18 protein-coding genes, 1 pseudogene and 2 riboswitches are annotated in these 18,990 nt (G+C 42.8%); of the genes and pseudogenes, 15 read left to right on the top strand and 4 right to left on the bottom strand.

The features are described from left to right. Positions 1–70: 70 nt before the first annotated feature. Together H605_RS17695 and H605_RS19420 are read left to right on the top strand one after the other, a co-directional pair. Complete coding sequence (locus H605_RS17695; RefSeq protein WP_037561844.1) at positions 71–982, top strand: LysR family transcriptional regulator; 912 nt, start codon at positions 71–73, stop codon at positions 980–982. A gap of 145 nt (positions 983–1,127) precedes the next feature. Further along, complete coding sequence (locus tag H605_RS19420; RefSeq protein ID WP_232321272.1) at positions 1,128–1,346, top strand: hypothetical protein; 219 nt, start codon at positions 1,128–1,130, stop codon at positions 1,344–1,346. 92 nt (positions 1,347–1,438) lie between these two features. Here the strand turns inward: H605_RS19420 and H605_RS19415 are convergent. Beyond that, positions 1,439–2,095, bottom strand: a pseudogene (locus tag H605_RS19415) (LysR substrate-binding domain-containing protein). A 107-nt stretch (positions 2,096–2,202) separates the two neighbouring features. After that, on the bottom strand, positions 2,203–2,424 hold the full coding sequence (locus H605_RS0109240; RefSeq protein WP_029053955.1) for a DUF2187 family protein: 222 nt from the start codon (positions 2,422–2,424) through the stop codon (positions 2,203–2,205). 299 nt (positions 2,425–2,723) lie between these two features. On the opposite strand from H605_RS0109240, the gene H605_RS0109235 reads away from it, so the two are divergent. The 7 genes from H605_RS0109235 (at position 2,724) to H605_RS0109200 (ending at position 8,224) form a co-directional block, all read left to right on the top strand. Beyond that, entirely contained in the window at positions 2,724–2,987 is a 264-nt protein-coding gene (locus H605_RS0109235) for a metal-sensitive transcriptional regulator (RefSeq protein ID WP_029053954.1), read from the top strand. Positions 2,988–3,076: 89 nt separating this feature from the next. After that, on the top strand, positions 3,077–3,556 hold the full coding sequence (locus H605_RS0109230) for a DsrE/DsrF/DrsH-like family protein (protein ID WP_029053953.1): 480 nt from the start codon (positions 3,077–3,079) through the stop codon (positions 3,554–3,556). Positions 3,557–3,601: 45 nt separating this feature from the next. Beyond that, positions 3,602–4,180, top strand: coding sequence for a sulfurtransferase TusA family protein (locus H605_RS0109225; RefSeq protein WP_029053952.1), 579 nt, complete (start codon positions 3,602–3,604; stop codon positions 4,178–4,180). Continuing rightward, entirely contained in the window at positions 4,177–5,298 is a 1,122-nt protein-coding gene (locus H605_RS0109220) for an MBL fold metallo-hydrolase (protein ID WP_029053951.1), read from the top strand. Before H605_RS0109225 ends, H605_RS0109220 begins: the two co-directional genes overlap by 4 nt. Positions 5,299–5,360: 62 nt before the next feature. Beyond that, positions 5,361–5,588: a sulfurtransferase TusA family protein gene (locus H605_RS0109215; RefSeq protein WP_029053950.1), complete on the top strand. Its 228-nt coding sequence runs from the start codon at positions 5,361–5,363 to the stop codon at positions 5,586–5,588. 57 nt (positions 5,589–5,645) lie between these two features. Then, the gene (locus H605_RS0109210) at positions 5,646–6,422 is read left to right on the top strand and encodes a sulfite exporter TauE/SafE family protein (RefSeq protein ID WP_029053949.1); all 777 of its coding nucleotides are present in this window, start codon (positions 5,646–5,648) and stop codon (positions 6,420–6,422) included. 261 nt (positions 6,423–6,683) lie between these two features. Then, positions 6,684–6,787: riboswitch (SAM riboswitch) on the top strand. Between the two features lie 156 nt (positions 6,788–6,943). After that, complete coding sequence (locus tag H605_RS0109200; protein WP_029053948.1) at positions 6,944–8,224, top strand: O-acetylhomoserine aminocarboxypropyltransferase/cysteine synthase family protein; 1,281 nt, start codon at positions 6,944–6,946, stop codon at positions 8,222–8,224. Between the two features lie 41 nt (positions 8,225–8,265). Here the strand turns inward: H605_RS0109200 and H605_RS0109195 are convergent, their stop codons facing one another. Next, positions 8,266–9,756 (bottom strand): glycine betaine uptake BCCT transporter, encoded by a 1,491-nt coding sequence (locus H605_RS0109195; protein WP_029053947.1) that lies wholly within the window; start codon positions 9,754–9,756, stop codon positions 8,266–8,268. A gap of 370 nt (positions 9,757–10,126) precedes the next feature. On the opposite strand from H605_RS0109195, the gene H605_RS19140 reads away from it, so the two are divergent. The 6 genes from H605_RS19140 (at position 10,127) to H605_RS0109165 (ending at position 18,558) form a co-directional block, all read left to right on the top strand. Next, positions 10,127–10,303 carry a hypothetical protein gene (locus H605_RS19140; protein WP_169535193.1) on the top strand — a complete coding sequence of 59 codons (177 nt, stop codon included), beginning with the start codon at positions 10,127–10,129 and terminating at the stop codon, positions 10,301–10,303. 142 nt (positions 10,304–10,445) lie between these two features. Beyond that, positions 10,446–10,630: riboswitch (cobalamin riboswitch) on the top strand. Positions 10,631–10,776: 146 nt separating this feature from the next. Then, the gene (locus H605_RS18400) at positions 10,777–12,885 is read left to right on the top strand and encodes a DUF4430 domain-containing protein (RefSeq protein ID WP_051210535.1); all 2,109 of its coding nucleotides are present in this window, start codon (positions 10,777–10,779) and stop codon (positions 12,883–12,885) included. 79 nt (positions 12,886–12,964) lie between these two features. Next, entirely contained in the window at positions 12,965–15,271 is a 2,307-nt protein-coding gene (locus H605_RS0109180) for an S-layer homology domain-containing protein (RefSeq protein WP_029053946.1), read from the top strand. Between the two features lie 82 nt (positions 15,272–15,353). Next, positions 15,354–16,232 (top strand): energy-coupling factor transporter transmembrane component T, encoded by an 879-nt coding sequence (locus H605_RS0109175; protein WP_029053945.1) that lies wholly within the window; start codon positions 15,354–15,356, stop codon positions 16,230–16,232. Next, positions 16,214–17,884 (top strand): ABC transporter ATP-binding protein, encoded by a 1,671-nt coding sequence (locus H605_RS0109170; RefSeq protein ID WP_029053944.1) that lies wholly within the window; start codon positions 16,214–16,216, stop codon positions 17,882–17,884. The genes H605_RS0109175 and H605_RS0109170 overlap by 19 nt, the downstream gene beginning before the upstream one ends. Beyond that, complete coding sequence (locus tag H605_RS0109165) at positions 17,860–18,558, top strand: ECF transporter S component (RefSeq protein ID WP_029053943.1); 699 nt, start codon at positions 17,860–17,862, stop codon at positions 18,556–18,558. The genes H605_RS0109170 and H605_RS0109165 overlap by 25 nt, the downstream gene beginning before the upstream one ends. A gap of 110 nt (positions 18,559–18,668) precedes the next feature. Here the strand turns inward: H605_RS0109165 and H605_RS0109160 are convergent, their stop codons facing one another. Then, positions 18,669–18,851, bottom strand: a complete 183-nt coding sequence (locus tag H605_RS0109160) for a hypothetical protein (protein WP_037561841.1) — start codon at positions 18,849–18,851, stop codon at positions 18,669–18,671. Positions 18,852–18,990 lie beyond the last annotated feature (139 nt).

Here is an 18,990-nt window from a genome sequence, read left to right as displayed (position 1 = left end):
TGTACTTATTAATTCTAATACATGTTTTTCATATATTCATGCATACAGACTATAAGTGGAGGTGAGATGAATGGAATTCAAGCAATTGCAGTATTTTGTCATGGTGGTGCAGCAGTCCAGTTTTTCTGAAGCGGCCAAAAAACTTCATCTTTCACAGCCTTCGCTCAGTAAAGCAATCAAGAACTTGGAATTTGAAGTAGGATTTCAGTTGCTTGAACGAACGACCAAGCGTGTCCAATTGACGGAATCGGGTAGCGTGATTTATGAACGTGCACTGCAGATTCTCCATGAGGCAGATATTTTACAGCAAGAAATTAAAGAAGTGAAGTGGACAGGCAGTGGAAGTGTGCAGATCGGTATGATTGAATCGGTGAAAAATTGGCTTCCTTCTATATTACATGCATACCGCCAGGAGTTTCCATCGATGCATGTGAAGTTAATTGAGGTGTTGGGCCGTGGGGATGTTGAGCGAGCACTCCGTCAATACGCTGTCCATGTCTGTTTAACCAATCAATTTATAGAGGCTTCGGATATCGTCACGATTCCTTTATACCAAGAGCAATTAGCAGTTGTCATGCATCCAGAACATCGTTTGGCAGGCAAGGATTCTATTACGCTAGCCGATCTAGAAGATGAGGCATTCATTGTCACGAGTGTTGGATTGCAAACAAGACAGGATATTTTTGCTGCGTTTGCTGAAGAAGGCGTGCGAATGAATGTATGTTACGAAGTAGAGCGTTTTGAAACGATTGTGGAGTTGGTACGGGAGAATATTGGAATTTCGATTATTCCACAAAAATATTTTGCGCATAGGCCCGATCCAACTATTGTCATAAAAACAACAAATTCGAAGACGTTGACACGCACAGTGTATCTCACTTATTTGAAAAAACGTTATATGCCACCAGCAATTGAGGTGTTGATCGGTAGTATTCAAATGCAGCGTGACTCTTCTGTAAAGTGGAAAGAAGGGGAGAACTAAATGAATAAGTTTTTATTCGGTATTTTAGTTGTCATTACGACTGCTTTAATGGCCTCCTCCTTTGCTATTGGGACACTAGTATAGAAGCTTTGTTACCGCTTGCAACAGTGGGTTGGAGTGATGTGTGGTCATTTGCATTTGAAAAATGGGTACAGTATTAAGGTTAGTATCTGCAGTAGCATGGGCTTTCGCGACGTTGCTTGTCAAAGTACACGGCTATCGTTTTGATACATGGGTGATGACTGCCTATCAAATGCTATTTGGTTTTATTTATTGCAGACAGGAAATCCCGAAAGAACGAGTGCATTTCTGCTTCTGGCACCATTCTTCGGGACATTGTCGGGATGGGTTCTGTTGGACGTAACGTTATCTATGTCATTCATTTTAGGAGGAATGCTCATCAGTTTGGAATATTCCTCGTGAACTGGCGCAGCAAAACGAGTATTGAATAGAGGACTAGTTGACTTGCCATAGACGACAATAGGCTTCAAGTTCGCTGAGGAATGCTTGTACTTCTTTCGTGTTAGAATGGGCTACCGTATAAAATGTACGTTGGATAGGCGTAACGTTATAATCGAGTACGGTTAGTTCACCTGTTGCCAGTTCATGTTTGCAACTATGGCGCGATAAAATAGCGATGCCTAGTCCGCTAAGAACAGCTTGTTTGATACTTTCTGGCGAGCCTATTATAGTAGGATTTACTTGTACTCCATATTGTTGAAGAGCTTGATCAATCAACGGACGGCTAGGATCTTCCGTGTCGGGCAAGATTCAATGCGTATTTTGCAAATCTAGGATGGACGAGCTTCTCTTATGTGCGAGCGGATGCGTGGCAGAAGCAAAGAGTAACAGTTCGTCTTGCATAAATGCTTTTGACGATGATAAGTTATCCAGTTCACTGCAACCGACATCGGCCTTATTGCTTTTTAGTAACCGCATAATCTTAGAAGATGGTGCGGTTGTCAGTTCCAGTCGCATGTCGGGATACTTCGCGTGAAGCCGAGTGAGGACGTCGGGTAAAATAGCTTGCGAAATAACCGGTGAAGCGGCAATGCGTAAAGTTCCTTTTAGTGCCGTTGTTTGCGTTAAATTTCCCTTTGTACGATCGGTCAAATCAATCATCTCCAAAGTGTGTTTTTATAGTGAACGTTCTGCGGGTATGATTGGTTTTTGTGTGAAAAAATAGCCTTGCATTAATCTGCAAGGCATCGAACATACAATTATAGAACTGTGTAATTTTTGTGTGCGACGACAGTCATGTTGGAAGCTGCTCCAATGTTTTCTGCGTCTTCTTCAGAAATCTTCACAATGACGGAGTTTTCGAGAATCTTGTGTATAGTTCCGGAAACTTCATGTTCATTACGGTTGAAAGATATGACTTCGTCTACATACCGTGATGCTACAAAATCAGAAACTGGACGATCTTTTCGTGGGAATGCCAATCGAATCAACTCCTTCAGTAGTATGGAATCTAGTTTGTCGTAATTTGTCAATAAAATCAGACGGAAAGTACGTACAATAGCTTACTAGAACTAGTATAACACATTTCGGGAAATTAATCATCATACTAGAGTTATGTCGAATGAGCAAGTTTTGTGAGGGGAATTTGTAAGAAAAGATTCTGGAAGTTGACTCGTTCTATCATCAAAGATTGAATCGTACAGATCACATGCAAATCAATCGGTTGACATTATACCTTAGGGGGTATAGTATAAGGGTAACAGTAAGGAGGTTGAGCGATATGGAATACGATGATAAAGTCAAAAACCGGTTAAAGCGTCTCGAAGGTCAAATCAAAGGTGTCTTGCGTATGATGGAAGAAGGCAAGGACTGTAAAGAAGTAATTACGCAATTATCGGCCAGTCGTTCTGCTATTGACCGTACAATCGGTGTAATCGTGAGCTCGAATTTGATCGCCTGCATGGAAAATTTAGACGACGCAGATGATCGTACGCATGAATCCATCATTAATGAAGCGGTGGATCTTCTAGTAAAGAGTCGATGAGCAACATCACTTGACTCTTTTTTTATAACATATAATATACCCCCATAGGTATTTAATAAAATGATTTTTAAAATGAAGGGGACGAGAACATGACGGAGCAAAAGAAAACAACGATAGTATTATTCAGTGGAGATTATGATAAGGCCATGGCGGCTTATATAATCGCGAACGGCGCAGCGGCGTATGATCATGAAGTAACGATTTTTCATACATTCTGGGGATTGAACGCATTGCGGAAAGACGAACCGATTAAGAGTAATAAAAGCTTCATTGAAAAGGCTTTTGGAAAAATGATGCCACGTGGAGCAGATCAAATGGGATTATCCCAAATGAACTTTGCAGGAATGGGTCCTAAGATGATCAAGCAAGTGATAAAAAAGCATAACGCGATGACATTACCGCAACTGATCGATATGGCAATAGAGCAAGATGTAAGATTGATCGCCTGTACGATGACAATGGATTTACTAGGACTTGGTGAGGATGAACTTCTTAAAGAAGTCGAGTATGGCGGTGTAGCGGCATACTTAGGAGAAGCGCAAGACGGTCAAGTGAATTTGTTTATTTAATTTTTTTATAAAAATAGATACCCCAGGGTGTATAGGAGGAATAAAATGATTCAGTCAGATAAGGTTTTAGATGCAAAAGGTCTTGCTTGTCCAATGCCGATTGTGAAGACGAGAAAGATGATGAAAGATATGGAAGACGGCCAAGTGCTTGAAGTCCAGTCTACAGATTCAGGCACCACTGCAGATTTACAGGCGTGGACGGAAAGTGCGGGTCATCAATACGTAGGGAATGTGAAGGAAGCAGATGTATGGCGCCACTTCGTACGAAGAGCAGGTCAGGAAGATCAGTCACAAAAAGAATATCCGGTTACAGTCCACAATGATCAGTTGCTGGAACAGCTGCAACACCCTAACGCTGTGTTAGTAGATGTTCGTGAAGAAGCTGAATATGCATTTGCTCATATACCTGGGGCCCTATCTATACCTCTTGGTCAATTGGATGAACGTATGGCGCACTTGAGTAAGGACAACAAGTACTTTGTAGTATGCCGAACAGGTAACCGCAGTGATATGGCATGCCGAAAACTAGTCGCAAATGGATTTGAATGTGTCACGAATGTAATTCCTGGCATGTCGGAATGGAATAGCGAGACAGAAAATACAACAGGAGGTATGAATAAATGAGAACCGTTCAATCAAGTGAAGTAGCAAAGCGCGTCATTGCGAAGGAATCATTATTCATTTTGGATGTGCGAAATGAAGGTGCATTTGAAGATTGGAAAATCGAAGGGGAGCAAGTGCGCCATTTGAATGTACCGTACTTTGATTTATTGGATGGCATTGAAGAAATTGAAGATCAATTGCCAAAAGATGAAGAAATCCTAGTTGTCTGTGCAAAAGAAGGTTCGTCCATCATGGTGGCGGAAATCCTGGAAGAAGCGGGCTTCCCAGTAGGTTACCTTTCAGGTGGAATGAAAGCTTGGAGCGAGTATCTTGAGCCAGTGAAAATTGCTGATTTGAAATCGGGTGGCGAGCTCTATCAATTCGTCCGTCTCGGTAAAGGGTGTCTTTCCTACATGGTCATGTCTGGTGGGGAAGCGGCAATCATTGACGCAACACGTATGACGGATGTGTACTTGGATTTTGCTGCGCAGCGCGGTGTCAAGATCACAAACGTACTTGATACGCACTTGCACGCTGATCATATTTCGGGTGGTCGTCAGATTGCAATCGCCACGGGTGCAACGTATTGGCTGCCTCCGAAAGATGCAGAAGAGGCAGTATTTGAATATGCAGCGTTAGAAGGTGATACATTCATTCAGATAGGTGATACCAAGATTGATATTCAAGCACTTTATTCGCCAGGACACACAATTGGTTCGACTTCATTTATCGTCGATGACAGCTATTTGATGACAGGGGATATTCTGTTCATTGATTCGATTGGACGCCCAGATTTAGCTGGTTTAGCGGAAGATTGGGTAGGTGATTTACGTGAGTCTTTGTATAGTCGCTATAAAAAATTATCTGAGGACTTAATAGTCTTACCTGCACACTTCATGATTATCGATGAGTTGAATGAAGATGGTAGCGTGGCGGAGAAGCTTAGCGTATTGTATGAAAAAAATCATGGCTTGAATATTCAGGATGAAAAAGAATTCAGAGAATTAGTTACTGATAACTTGCCCCCACAGCCAAATGCATATCAGGAAATTCGCCAGATGAATATGGGGAAAATCGAGCCTGATGAAGAAACGCAACGCGAGATGGAAATTGGCCCAAATCGCTGTGCGGTACGGTAACTATTTAGTTGATTTTATAATGAAAACAACAACAAAAACCAAATTTAAAGGAGAAGATATATATGAGTACAACAACATTTTTAGACGCTAAAGGCCTGGCATGTCCAATGCCGATCGTACGTGCAAAGAAAGCAATGAAGGACTTGCAAGCAGGAGATATTCTTGAAATTCATACGACAGACAAAGGATCAGTATCCGATCTGACTGCATGGGCAGCTTCGGGCAATCATGAAATCAAAGATCAGCAACAAGAGTCCGATGTCTTTAAATTCTGGATCCAAAAAGGGTAAACTACGGATAGAGGGAATTGCTGTCTCCCTCTTTCATCAGGAAGAAGGGAGAACATCATGACCATTCCATTTATTATCACGATCTTCCTCATTGGATTCGTCGGCTCGTTCCTTTCCGGTATGATGGGAATTGGCGGCGCAATTGTTAAATATCCAATGTTGCTATTTATCCCTGCACTACTGGGTTTTGCTGCGTTTACACCACATGAAGTGTCTGGGATTACTGCAGTTGAAGTGTTCTTTGCATCACTTTCAGGAGTTTTGGCGTATAGAAAGAGTAATCTGATCTTGAAACCACTCGTTCTCTACATGGGAATCAGTGTATTAGTCGGTAGTGTGATCGGTGGTGCCGGTTCCAGTATGCTATCAGAAGCTACCGTCAACGTCGTCTATGGTATTCTAGCCGTCATGGCAGCAATTATGATGTTCATTCCGAAAAAAGGTCTCGACGATCAGCCGGTTGATGAGATTACATTCAATCGCTTCGTTGCTTCTAGTGCAGCCTTTATCGTCGGCTTGGCAGCTGGGATTGTCGGAGCTGGTGGTGCATTCATTTTGGTACCGATTATGCTCGTGATACTAAAAATCCCGACACGCGTTACGATCGCTACATCACTCGCGATTACGTTATTGTCATCAGTGGGCTCAGCATCAGGCAAGCTCTTAACAGGGCAAGTACCCTATGGACCGGCTCTCGTCATGATCGCCGCAAGTATCATCGCAGCTCCGATCGGTGTAAAAGTTAGCCGCAAAGTAAATACTAAAGTATTACAAAGCATTTTAGCCGCGCTAATCATAGCCTCCGCCGTGAAAATATGGTGGGACATATTCTAAATAAGCACAATCGCCAGTACATCGTTCACTGAACATGTCTCTGGCGATTTTTCGAATGGAGTCGCAAGTAGAAACATCATTAAACTCACTCCGGTGCTTGTGGATGGCTCCCGCAACGTCGATTAACGGTGCTTTCTTACCTTTTTCTTTCAATTTAACATATTGAAAGTAATGCTAATTTCAAAACATTCTATTAAATTCTTGCAATAGACTAGGAATAGCCGTATACTATTTTTCAACGATGGAAAACGAATAGACACACTCTTATCAAGAGCGGCGGAGGGATTAGGCCCTGTGATGCCCAGCAACCGGCGAAAGCAAAGGTGCTACTTCCTACAAACTCTCAGCAGTTTGGAAGATAAGGGGGAATGAGCGAAAGCAGAGCCCTCTTCTTATTATGGAAGATGGGCTTTTTCTCTATATATAGTGAATCACGCTCTATGTTTTCCTTGTCTAGTCCCAGAGAGAAGATATTCGGGGCGTTTCGGTGTTCCATCAATACATGGAAAAGGGGAATGGTTATGACGAATTTACAGCCAGAAACGATACTATTACACGGAGGGCAAAAACCGGATCCAGCAACAGGTTCACGGGCTTTACCGATTCATCGTACGACTTCTTATGTATTCAGAGACACAGAACACGCACAAAACTTATTTGGCTTAAAAGAAGCAGGCAATATCTATACAAGAATTACGAATCCGACAGTAGCTGTCTTTGAAGAGCGTGTCGCACAGCTAGAAGGAGGAACAGCAGCAGTTGCGTTGTCTTCTGGAATGGCGGCGATTGCATTTTCTGTTATGAATATTGCTCAAGCAGGCGATGAAATCGTCGCAGCGAGCAATCTTTACGGTGGTACATACAACTTATTCGCCGTTACATTACCGCGCTACGGCATCACAGTGAAATTTGTTGACGCATCTGATCCAAAGAACTTTGAAGCAGCTATTACGGATAAAACGAAAGCATTGTTTGCAGAAACAATCGGTAACCCAAGCTTGCAAGTGCTGGACGTGGAAGCTGTCGCGAATATTGCACATGAAAATGGTATCCCATTGCTAGTAGACAATACATTCCCATCTCCATATGGATCAAATCCAATCGAGTACGGGGCGGACGTAGTCATCCACTCAGCAACAAAATGGATCGGCGGACACGGTACGACCATCGGTGGTGTAGCCGTTGATGCAGGGAAATTCGACTGGACACAAGGTAGATTCCCTGGCTTTACAGAGCCGGATGAAACGTACCATGGCTTACGTTACGGAATCGACACGGCTGCTGCAGCTTTCGCAACGAAACTGCGCGTGCAATTGCTGAGAGACTTCGGCCCATGCCTATCACCGGACAGTGCATTCAACTTGTTACAAGGTTTAGAAACACTTCATTTACGCGTACCACGCCACAATGAAAACGCGCAAAAGGTTGCGGCATTCTTGCAACAACATCCGGCAGTAGAGTGGGTAACGTATACGGGTCTAGAAGATCATCCAACAGCGGAATTAGCAAATAAACATTTGAAAAATGGCTATGGCTCAATTATTGTATTTGGTATCAAAGGTGGACGCGATGCAGGAAGACAAGTAATCGATAATGTAGAAATTTGGTCTCACGTAGCGAATGTGGGAGATGCAAAGTCATTAATCATTCATCCGGCATCTACTACTCATCAGCAGTTGTCTGCGGAAGATTTGAAAAACTCCGGTGTCAGCGAAGAGCTAATCCGCTTGTCTGTGGGGTTGGAGTCAGTAGACGATATTATCGCAGATTTGAAACAAGCAATCGAAAAAGCTGCAAACTAATACAAAAAATGAACACTACGCATGTGCGCAGTGTTCATTTTTTATTTTCGTTTGATTTTTCTTCGCTCTTCCTTTAAAGATTTGAATAGCGAGGTAATCATCATAATCAGTATGATGGAGAATGGTAAGGCGGCTATGATGATGACGTTTTGAAGTGCGTCCAAACCACCCACGTATAATAGAATAATCGCGATGGCGGACTGAATGATACCCCAGACGACCTTCAAGTTATTAGGTGGAGTCAATGAACCATATGCTGACTGCATACCAAGTACGAATGTAGCCGAATCCGCTGATGTAATGAAGAATGAAGTAATCAGCAAAACTGCGACAACTGAAATGACGAATGACCAAGGTAATCCACTGAACATCTCAAAAATCGTCAACTCTGTTGCAGTAGAAGCTAAATCGATAATGCCTTGCTTTTGTGTTTCAATAGCTGTCGTACCAAACGCTGAGAACCAAATTGCACTCAATACAGTCGGCACAACGAGCACACCGATCATAAATTCGCGAATCGTTCTTCCTTTTGAAACGCGGGCAATGAACATTCCAACGAATGGTGACCAAGCTATCCACCAAGACCAGTAGAATAGTGTCCAGTCATTCAACCATGAGCGGTTTTCAGGCGTAAGGGGTGCTGTGCGGAAACTCATGCGAATAAGGTTTTCCAAGTATCCACCGATAGAATCAGTAAGCATATTGAAAATCAGCAATGTTGGACCGATTGCAATGATAAACACCAACAATGTAAGAGCCAATACCATATTTGTATTCGATAAAATACGAATCCCTTTTCCGAGACCGCTCCAAGCGGATAGTAGGAATAATACAGTAACGACCGCAATAATAATAAACTGAGACCAGAACCCGATCGGAACACCAAATAAGTAATTCAAACCAGCGTTAATCTGGACTGCTCCAAATCCGAGTGATGTGGCGACGCCGAAAACAGTAGCAAAAACTGCAAAGACATCGATTACACTTCCAAGTTTGCCATCTACGCGATCACCAAAAATCGGACGAAGTGTAGCGGAAATCAAAGCAGGCTGACCTTTGCGGAACTGGAAGTATGCCAACGCTAAAGCTGTCATACCATATATAGCCCATGCGTGGAAGCCCCAATGGAAAAATGTTGAACGCATCGCTTCTTTATACGCTTCTTTCGTTTCAATAGGTGCAGTAGCTGAACTTACCGCATAATGCGAAAGAGGTTCCGCAGCTCCATAGAACACGAGTCCAATTCCCATACCCGCGGAAAATAGCATGGCGAGCCAAGAAAACATGGAAAACTGTGGTCTGTCACTGTCTTTCCCCAATCGAATCCTGCCGAGCGGACTGAATATCAAATAAACTGAAATGAAGAATAGCATAGAAACTGTCAGTAAGTAATACCAGCCGAATGAATCCGAAATCAGATTTCTAATATTGAGCGTAATCGCCTCAAAGTGTTCGGGAGCGATTACACCATAACCGACTGCCAATATGACAGCTACTAATGTAATATAAAATGTTGATGAAACTTTTTTCATAGGCACTCCTTTTTTAAATGTAGTTTGTGAAATAATCGAAGTAACTAATCAAGATTGTAGAATAAAATTGCACACATACACTTGACAATACCCATCTAGTCGTTCGTGTAAACGCTAACTATATGACAGTTTGTTTACAATGTCATCACAAGTGTAAATAAAAAAGACGAGAAAAATTCCTTCTCGTCCAATATGTAAGTTGATACCGTAGTGCAATTCATCTGCTCGCCCAGAACCATCAGTCTGTACTTGTGACAGTATACATGAAAGTTAGGGGTGATTTCCAGCCAGAGGAATGATTTCCTTTCATACAACAAGAACCGTAGCCATGTTATACTATAGAAACAAATGAAATGAGGAGGGGATTTTCATGCAATATTCACAACCTAAGATGCTTCAGCTCGTAAAGCATAGCCCAGCGTTAAACAGACGATTGAAAGAGATTATGAAAGAGCATGAGCTAGAGAAAAGCTTTGCATTGAAAGCACTTTATCATGCAGAAGTGAAAGACGGCGGAGTCTATCAGCGAGATTACCAGGAGCTGTAAACCTCCACTCACTTAAAAAAGCACGTAGTGTAATAAATAGTATTCATTAAAAGACTGATGGAAGATTCCTTTCGTCAGTCTTTTCTACTGTTCTTTTGAAATAATCAAAATTAGCGAATGGCAATGTGGTATACTATGGTAAAATTGAATAGAATATTTTGGTTCTTTACATTACTGTAAAGATGAAAAAGGAAACAGGTGAAAATCCTGTACGGTCCGGCCACTGTAAATGGGAAATATCTTTAGAATACCACTGGTGAAATACTGGGAAGGTTGAAGGTGTGATGATCCATAAGTCAGGAGACTTGCCAAAATAACATGCGTTACGCCTCCCAGGAAGAGGTATGCATATTGTATTGGATCAATAATTAAGTCATTACAGGAGTCCATCTATACATAGTGCCCTTGTCTCTTTCTGGAGGCAAGGGCTTTTTTACGTTCAATTTACGAAACTAGTATGAGGGGGAAGTCATTTGTTTAAGCGTTATGTATCTATCATCGCAAGTGTTTTACTAGCAGTAACGATTCTGTTGCCGACGACCAGTTCAGTTGCTTTGGCGAATTCGGATGTACAGCAAAGTAAAATAAGCACGCAAGCCGCTAACTACATGGTGGATGTGGAAGTAGAAGGTTTATCGGGAGTAATTTTAAAAGAAGCGATTCAAGTTACAGAAGGACAAAATGCGTTAGATGCGTTGAAGAAGGCACTTACTAGCCAGAACGTGAAATATACTGTGCAAGAAAGTGATTTCGGGGCGTACGTAACATCCATTAATAATGAAGAAGCAGGAACATTAGGCGGTTGGGATGGCTGGAATTATACAGTAAACGGACAAGCACCTTCTGTTGGAGCTGCTGCTTATGTAGTAAAAGATACTGACGTGGTGAAATTTTTCTATGGCCGTTGGGCTGCTATCTCTACGACTACAGAGGTTATAGAACATAGTGAAAATCCTGCAATTACGGTGAATCTAATAGGCGATACTTTTACACCGGCGGCGCTAGAGCCGGCAAATTGGACTGTTGGACAATCTAATTTGACAATTTCTACAGTTACTCAAAACACGGATCAGCAAATAACGATTCAATTTAACGGTAAAGTAGACCGTGAAAACTTCTCGCTAGTTGCATCAGAAGAAACAGTTGTAGGAAAAGCGGCAGATGCACTACAAATTACAGTAGTTGCGAGTCAAGCAAGCGTACCTGAAGCGATTGAGAAAGTGACAAATTATATACTGAGTAAATCTGTATCGAGCGAGTGGACGGCAGTCGGTTTAGCAAAAGCAGGAGTAGCTGTACCGGAAAGCTATACAGACATATTCGAACAAAATGTCCAACAACAGATCGTTGAGAACTCGGGACGTCTAAAAATTACAGATGCAGAACGTTTGACGATAGCGGCAGCAGCGATAGGGAAAGATCCTAAAAATATCAATGGTATCGATTTACTCGATAAAATTTATAACAGTATAGATATAAAAAACGTTGATACGATGACTCGCCAAGGAACAAATGGTTTAATTTTTGCGTTAGTTGCACTCGATACGAAAAACTATGAAGTGCCAAAAGATGCACGATGGAATCGCGAAAAGATCGTTGAGGCTCTTTTAAGCTATCAAAGAGCTGATGGTGCTTGGAGTTTAGCAACAAGCAATACAGGCGCTGCGAGTTACGATATGACGGCAATGGCTCTTATTGGATTAGCTCCTTACAATGAGCAACCAGCCGTCAAAAAAGCTGTTGAGAAAGCAGTTACTTTCTTGTCTGAAAGCCAAGGTCCTACTGGCGGATTTAATGAAACCTTTGTAGGTGGCATTTCTAGTGAAGCCACTTCGCAAGTCATCATTGGTTTGACAGCAAATAACATCGATCCACAAGGTGAACAGTTTACAAAGAATGGAATCAACTTGATAGATCACCTGTTAAGCTTCCAAACAGAAAACGGAGGCTTCAAGCATACTATGACAGGTTCGACAGACGGAATGGCTACAGAACAAGCGATTCAAGGTCTTGTAGCATTTGACTTATTTACAAAAGGTGAAGGAAGACTGTATGATTTTTCGGTAATATCGACGCAACTTGAAGTTTCAAGTCATTCAACTCTTCAAGGAATTGTTAATAACAGCCTTCTAAATGTGCAGAAAAACAAAAATGAAGCATGGTCTTCTATTTTTATTGAAAACACGGAAATAATTGAAGGATATTATATTGTACAAGCGGGAGAACAAGGGACTAAAAAAGAAACGTTGATTCCTGAAGGGACGAAAAAAGTATTCATAGTAGATAATGATCGTCCATATCGTTATTTCGATGCAAAAGTAGTAGAACCCACTCATACATTTACAGTCACGTTCAACAAAGAAATACAGGACTCAAAAGCGAATTTGGATAAAATCTATGTAGAAGATATTACAGGTAAGCGCGTGCCGGTCACAGTGAAAGCGAACGGTTTAGAAGTTACTGTGACACCGGAAGCCAATTATATGAAAGGCCAGTTATATTCTTTAGTTGTGATTGACCCAGTTTCTATAGAAGGAAAAACATTAAAACAAGCAGCTCGTAAACTATTCATCATTAAATAAGGAGGTATGCGTTATTTCTATCATCAAAAAGTTCACGAAAATAACAGCAGCATTCGCATTAGCGAGTGCCGCTATCCTTATGCCGGCTGCACCTTCATTCGCAGAGCAACCGACTCCGATTTATGAAAATCAAGCAGCACAGACACTACAGCATTCCATCACGATTTCCAATACAGAAGTTCCGATGCCGTTGTCTACCGTCGAAGTACAGGAAGGCGATACAGTTTTAAGTGTACTCAAGCGGAATGTTGAATCAAGAGGGATTCAAATGGAATACAGTGGCGGTGAAGGCGCGACTGCTTACGTAGAAGGGATAGATAATGTATATGAATTCGACCGCGGACAAGGCAGCGGTTGGATGTACAGCGTCAACGGTATCTTCCCGAATCGTGGAGCGGGCGTCATCAAGCTCATCCCTGGTGATAAAGTGGAGTGGAAATATACGACGGACTTAGGTAAGGACCTAAATGCCGATCTGTTCCCTTTCCGTGAAGACTTGGAACCGAAAATTTCAGTGTCAGGTGTTACTTCGGGAGCAACAGTTACGAAGTCTGCCCTTTCATTCCAAGTAAACGCAGCGAGTTATTTCGGAACAGCACTTCAACCGACAGTCACTGTAAACGGCAAGCCGGCAGGCGTTACAGGAAACGCAGTACATACGGTATTGCAGAGTGGTGAGAATAATATCGTCTTACAGGCAACGGATGCGAAGAACGATTCGGTTACAAAAACAGTGAAGGTGACGTATGCACCAATCGCTAACCCTGAACCGAACCCGTTACCAAATCCAGTTCCAAATCCGAACCCGAACCCATCACCGGAGCCTCCGGTAGTGAAACCAGGTCCAACACCGGAAACGCCGTCTACTAAAGATTACTCAAAGCTTGTCACTTCAGCCATTAACGAGGCAAGTGCGCAAATGCTTGCAGGATCGATTGACAGTGAGTGGCAGGCAATCGGACTTGTGAAAGCGGGCAAGAAAGTACCTGCGTCTTATACAAAGGAATTCTACGAACATTTACAAGACCAGGTGATTAGCAGAAGCGGCAAAGGTCGTATGAAGATTACCGATGTACAACGTTTAACAATGGCAGCTGCAGCAATTGGCATTGATCCAATGAATGCAGATGGCAAGGGTTTTAACTTAATCGATAAAATTATAAATAGTGAAAAGCATATGACGGGTGCTGATAGCCTGACATACCAAGGTAATAACGGAATCATTTTCGCGTTGATTGCACTCGATACAAAAGGCTACCAAGTGCCGAGCAACTCGAAGTGGACACGTGAGAGCCTAGTTGCGGAGTTATTGAAATACCAGAAAGATGACGGGTCGTGGAGCTTGTCGACGAGTAAAGAAGGCTCGACAAGCTATGACATTACCGCAATGGCTTTGATAGGCATTGCACCTTATACAGATAAGCCGGAAGTTCGTAAAGCGATGGATCGTGCAGTGAAGTTCCTCGCGAATGAACAAGGTCCAACAGGTGGATACGACGAAGCGTTCGTTGGCGGTATTTCCAGTGAAGCGACGTCACAAGTAATCATCGGCCTGACTGCGAATCAAATCGATCCGCGTATACCGATGTTTACGAAGAACGGCATCAACTTGATTGATCACCTTTTGAGTTTCCAAACATCTGACGGTGGATTCCAGCATACAGCAGGAGATAGCCGTTCGAATGCAATGGCAACAGAGCAAGCGTTGCAAGCTTTGGTAGCATTTGATTTATTCACAAAAGGCAAAGGGGTATTGTACAACTTTAAAGAGATACCTGTTGTTCCGGCGCCAAAGCCAGATCCAGATCCTGAACCAACGCCTGACCCAGATCCGAAACCAGATCCAACTCCACAGTTTACGGATATTCATACACACTGGGCAAAGGATTACATTAATCAAGCAGTAGAGCAAGGAATCGCGAACGGCTATAAAGACAATACGTTCAAGCCGAATCAATCATTGACTCGTGCGCAAGCAGTCTCTATTTTAGTTCGTGCATTGGATTTGAAAACGGAAAAGAAAGCCCCATTCCCTGATACACAAAAGTATGCTGCAAGTACACAAGAAGAAATTGCAGCTGCATACCATCATGGTTTAGTTAAGGGGAAAGACGGTAAATTCATGCCTGCACAAGAAGTAACGCGTGCACAGATGGCGCTTATGTTATACCGTGCGTATGAAGTGAAGAATGGCGAAATGTATAAGTTCGACAAAATGGCGCCTTTCCGTGATATCCGTTCATATAATATGGAAGCTGTAAAAGCGATGAGCATGCTATATGATTTGAAGATGGCAAAAGGAGAGAATGGCAACTTTATGCCGAGTAACTCTACGTCTCGTGCACATGCTATGAAAATGTTAATAGAGTTTTTGAATACAAAATGATCACACAATCTTGCACCCGCGCGGTGCAAGATTGTCTGTCTTTAACGTGTAGTATGTTGAGGTAGTAGAAAGGGGAAGGGTTATGGGCAATGGAATACAGGCAATTCACCCTTTCGTGATGTTTTTTTATTATATGTGCCTTGGCTTTTTTGCGATGTTCTTTAATCATCCGATCTTTTTGCTGGCGGGTTGCCTCGCATTAATTGCGGTCAATCTATCACATGACGGCGGGCAGGCGATGAAGCAGTGGGCGCCGTTGATGGTGACGATGACTGCGCTAATTATTGTAATCAATCCCTTGATTAACTCAAGAGGGATGCATGTATGGTTTGATTTCTTTGGAAAACAAGTGACGTTCGAAGCGATGCTCTATGGTGTCGTGACGGCGATGTCGTTGTTGATGATTCTCCTCCTATTCGTTTCATTAAATAGTGTCCTGAACGGCAATAAACTATTATATATTTTCGCAAGAATCCTCCCGAGGACCGCATTTCTTATTATGATGTCCATCCGTTTTGTGCCGTTATTGAAAAGGCGGTTGACCGAAATCCAGGATGTTCAGCGTCTGAAGGGCATGACGATGACACAAGGAACATTGAGTGAGCGTGCAAAGAGCGGAATGTCGATGTTGCAAGTTCTGCTATCGTGGTCATTGGAAGAAGCTGTAGAGACAGCAGATTCTATGAAAGCACGGGGGTATGGGTCTGGTACAAGACGTCCGTATATTCCGTATCGCATGACGAAGTCCGATAGACGTTGGTTGAGTTATTTACTCGTAGCTTTCGTCATGTGCGGCACGGGTGGATTTATGGGCTATGGAAAGATTGTCATTTATCCGGAACTTGGTCTATTACATCTGTCGTCGCTTGATTGGTTCGTATTCGCTTGCGGCATGGCCGTCGCGCTGTTTCCACTATTTGTAGAAGGGAGAGAACAACTGAAATGGAATTATTCAATTTGAACCACGTCTCGTTTTCTTTTCCGAATACAGATCAGCACGTGCTAAAAGACATTTCACTTTCCGTTAATGAAGGCGAGTTCCTTGTCATGGGAGGCGCAAGTGGCAGTGGTAAAACGACTTTATTGAAACTATTGAAGAGGGAATTGACGCCGACAGGAAAACTTGAAGGGGAAATTTTCTATAAAGGTAAGTCGATCAGTGAGTGGGAAGAGAGGCAGATGGTTAAGCAAGTTGGCTATGTGTTCCAGGATCCAGACAATCAAATCATCATGGATGAAGTGATGCAAGAGATTGTCTTTGGACTGGAGAACTTAGGGTACTCTACTTTTGAAATGCGTAAACGGGTAGCGGAAATGGTGCATTTTTTCGGAGTGGAGGACTTGCTGAATGCCAAGCCTTCCGAATTGTCAGGCGGTCAAAAGCAGTTATTGAATCTATTGTCGGTACTACTTATGAAGCCGCGTGTGCTATTGCTTGATGAACCGACCTCACAACTCGATCCGGTAGCGGCAAAAGAGTTGGTGCTGATGCTTGAGCGTCTGAATAAAGAAACGGGCATGACGATTGTATTGGTCGAACACCGTTTGGAAGAATTGTATGCAGTGGCGGACCGGATCGTACTGATGGAATCAGGTGAAGTTCGGTACGAAGGGGACAGTCGTCAAGTCATTGGAGAGTTATATGCGGATCGTGCGACACAGTTCTTTCCGTACTTACCTACATTCGCACGGCTCTATATGGAATTTGAACAGAAACCTATCATTGCGGCAATTCCTCTGACAGTGAAAGAATGTAAGCAGTGGATCGGTCGGGAAGAGCGTGAAACGATGCCTGTTGAAGCGCAATCAAATCAATTGAAAGAGCAATGGATACTCGAAATGAACGATGTGTTTTTTCAGTATCAAAAGAAAGCACCATTTGTCTTAAAAAGATTTACGTTACGCATCCCAAAAGGTCAGTTTTTTGCGATGGTTGGTGGAAATGGCAGTGGAAAGACGACTGCTTTGCGCGCAAGTCTCGGCAGTATAAAACCGCAACGTGGCAAGGTCCGTTTGAATGGGCAGGATATGAAGAAAATGAAGGATTCTGAGTGGCTTGGAAAAATTGCATACTTACCACAAAATCCACGAACGTATTTTGTCCAGCAAACGATTGAAGAAGAAATGCAAAATGTCGGTGAGCGCTTAAAACTATCCAATGTAACCGAACGGATGCATCATTTGCTTGAAGCGTTTGGTATTTCCCATTTACGTACGCGTCATCCATATGACTGCTCGGGTGGGGAAGTCCAGAAAGCGGCACTTGCCTGTATTTTGCTAGGTGAACCCGAAATGTTGTTTATCGATGAACCGACGAAGGGGATGGATCCGGTTTCCAAGCAGCATTTAGGCGAGTTATTGTATAGTTTGCAGCAAAGCGGACTGACCATCTTCATGGTGACGCACGACATCGGCTTTGCAGCGAGTTATGCAGAACGGTGTGCGATGATGTTCGACGGAGAAATCGCAGCGGACGGGACACCGGATGAATTATTCAAAGGCAATTATTTCTACACGACGGCGATCAATCGTGCGACGCGGGAAACAAAACAGCCTGAAGTTTTGACGTATGAGGAGGCTGTAGCGACATGGGCCGTTCGCGAAAGTATTTAGTAATTGTTTCATTGATATTATTATTGTTACTTGTCGTTTCCATCGTATTCTTTCATTATAGAGCGTATTTATTACTCAGTATGATCATGATCGCGGCTATTATGATTCCATTTTTCGCCCGCTTTGAGTGGCGGGATGTAGGGGGAAGAGAGGTCGTCTTGCTGGCAATGCTTGCGGCGATTGCGGCAGTTGGACGTGTTCCATTCGCTGGACTTCCAAGCATTCAGCCGACTTCGTTCATCATCATTATGGCAGGGTTGGTATTTGGTGCGGAGTCGGGCTTCATCGTTGGAGCGGTCGCGGCGATCGTCTCAAACTTCTTTCTCGGTCAAGGGCCTTGGACACCATGGCAAATGTATGCGTGGGGCATGATGGGAATGACTGCCGGCCTATTGCGCAATACCGCATTTATGAAGACATTGTGGGGAAAATGTACATTTGGTTTCGTCTGGGGCTATATATTCGGATGGTTCATGAATACGTGGGTCATTGTAGGAAATATCGAAGCATTGTCTTGGAAATACGTTGCGGGGATTTTTGCATCCAGTATCTACTTCGACCTCGCACATGCCTTATCCAATGTGTTTTTCATTATCGTATTTGGAGTTAGTTGGATAAAAATTTTACAACGCATTCAGCGGAAGTATGGATTGCTATATGAACAGTCCGGTTAACGGATGTACATACTACACAAAAAAAGAGTAGCCAGAATTGGCTGCTCTTTTTTATGTGATGAATGAAAAGCGAATGATTGTATTCGATAACCATGCCTTCTCCTTCAAAGTCACGAAGGATTAAACGGTTGATTACCTTCCGTCTGCTTATTCTTTTTCGAATTCGTTTTATTCTTCTTAGCCGCATCGTTCTGTCCAACCACATCAAAATCATCAGGACTCAAATCATATCCGAAGCCATACTCCTCACGCATGTTCTCAGTATTCTTCTTATTATTCTTTTTATTAGGCATATTCGTCACCTCCATTATAAGAGTGTGGCATTCTTATTCAAGATTATACATCAGCTATGAGCGGTTATGATGGTGTATAGAGCGGTTGGATGTGTTCTATGAGCGCTTGTGTGGCATGATAGAGCGCTTGGCCGTGTTC

The organism is Sporosarcina ureae DSM 2281 (genome assembly GCF_000425545.1).
Lineage (GTDB): Bacteria > Bacillota > Bacilli > Bacillales_A > Planococcaceae > Sporosarcina > Sporosarcina ureae.
This window is presented reverse-complemented; position numbering and strand designations above follow the sequence as displayed.

What these genes read in the sequence shown, in the direction of transcription:
- H605_RS17695 (WP_037561844.1), top strand. Translation starts at nt 71, where the DNA reads ATGGAATTCAAGCAATTGCAGTATTTTGTCATGGTGGTGCAGCAGTCC.
- H605_RS19420 (WP_232321272.1), top strand. Translation starts at nt 1,128, where the DNA reads ATGGGTACAGTATTAAGGTTAGTATCTGCAGTAGCATGGGCTTTCGCG.
- H605_RS0109235 (WP_029053954.1), top strand. Translation starts at nt 2,724, where the DNA reads ATGGAATACGATGATAAAGTCAAAAACCGGTTAAAGCGTCTCGAAGGT.
- H605_RS0109230 (WP_029053953.1), top strand. Translation starts at nt 3,077, where the DNA reads ATGACGGAGCAAAAGAAAACAACGATAGTATTATTCAGTGGAGATTAT.
- H605_RS0109225 (WP_029053952.1), top strand. Translation starts at nt 3,602, where the DNA reads ATGATTCAGTCAGATAAGGTTTTAGATGCAAAAGGTCTTGCTTGTCCA.
- H605_RS0109220 (WP_029053951.1), top strand. Translation starts at nt 4,177, where the DNA reads ATGAGAACCGTTCAATCAAGTGAAGTAGCAAAGCGCGTCATTGCGAAG.
- H605_RS0109215 (WP_029053950.1), top strand. Translation starts at nt 5,361, where the DNA reads ATGAGTACAACAACATTTTTAGACGCTAAAGGCCTGGCATGTCCAATG.
- H605_RS0109210 (WP_029053949.1), top strand. Translation starts at nt 5,646, where the DNA reads ATGACCATTCCATTTATTATCACGATCTTCCTCATTGGATTCGTCGGC.
- H605_RS0109200 (WP_029053948.1), top strand. Translation starts at nt 6,944, where the DNA reads ATGACGAATTTACAGCCAGAAACGATACTATTACACGGAGGGCAAAAA.
- H605_RS0109195 (WP_029053947.1), bottom strand. Translation starts at nt 9,756, where the DNA reads ATGAAAAAAGTTTCATCAACATTTTATATTACATTAGTAGCTGTCATA.
- H605_RS19140 (WP_169535193.1), top strand. Translation starts at nt 10,127, where the DNA reads ATGCAATATTCACAACCTAAGATGCTTCAGCTCGTAAAGCATAGCCCA.
- H605_RS0109180 (WP_029053946.1), top strand. Translation starts at nt 12,965, where the DNA reads ATGCCGGCTGCACCTTCATTCGCAGAGCAACCGACTCCGATTTATGAA.
- H605_RS0109175 (WP_029053945.1), top strand. Translation starts at nt 15,354, where the DNA reads ATGGGCAATGGAATACAGGCAATTCACCCTTTCGTGATGTTTTTTTAT.
- H605_RS0109170 (WP_029053944.1), top strand. Translation starts at nt 16,214, where the DNA reads ATGGAATTATTCAATTTGAACCACGTCTCGTTTTCTTTTCCGAATACA.
- H605_RS0109165 (WP_029053943.1), top strand. Translation starts at nt 17,860, where the DNA reads ATGGGCCGTTCGCGAAAGTATTTAGTAATTGTTTCATTGATATTATTA.
- H605_RS0109160 (WP_037561841.1), bottom strand. Translation starts at nt 18,851, where the DNA reads ATGCCTAATAAAAAGAATAATAAGAAGAATACTGAGAACATGCGTGAG.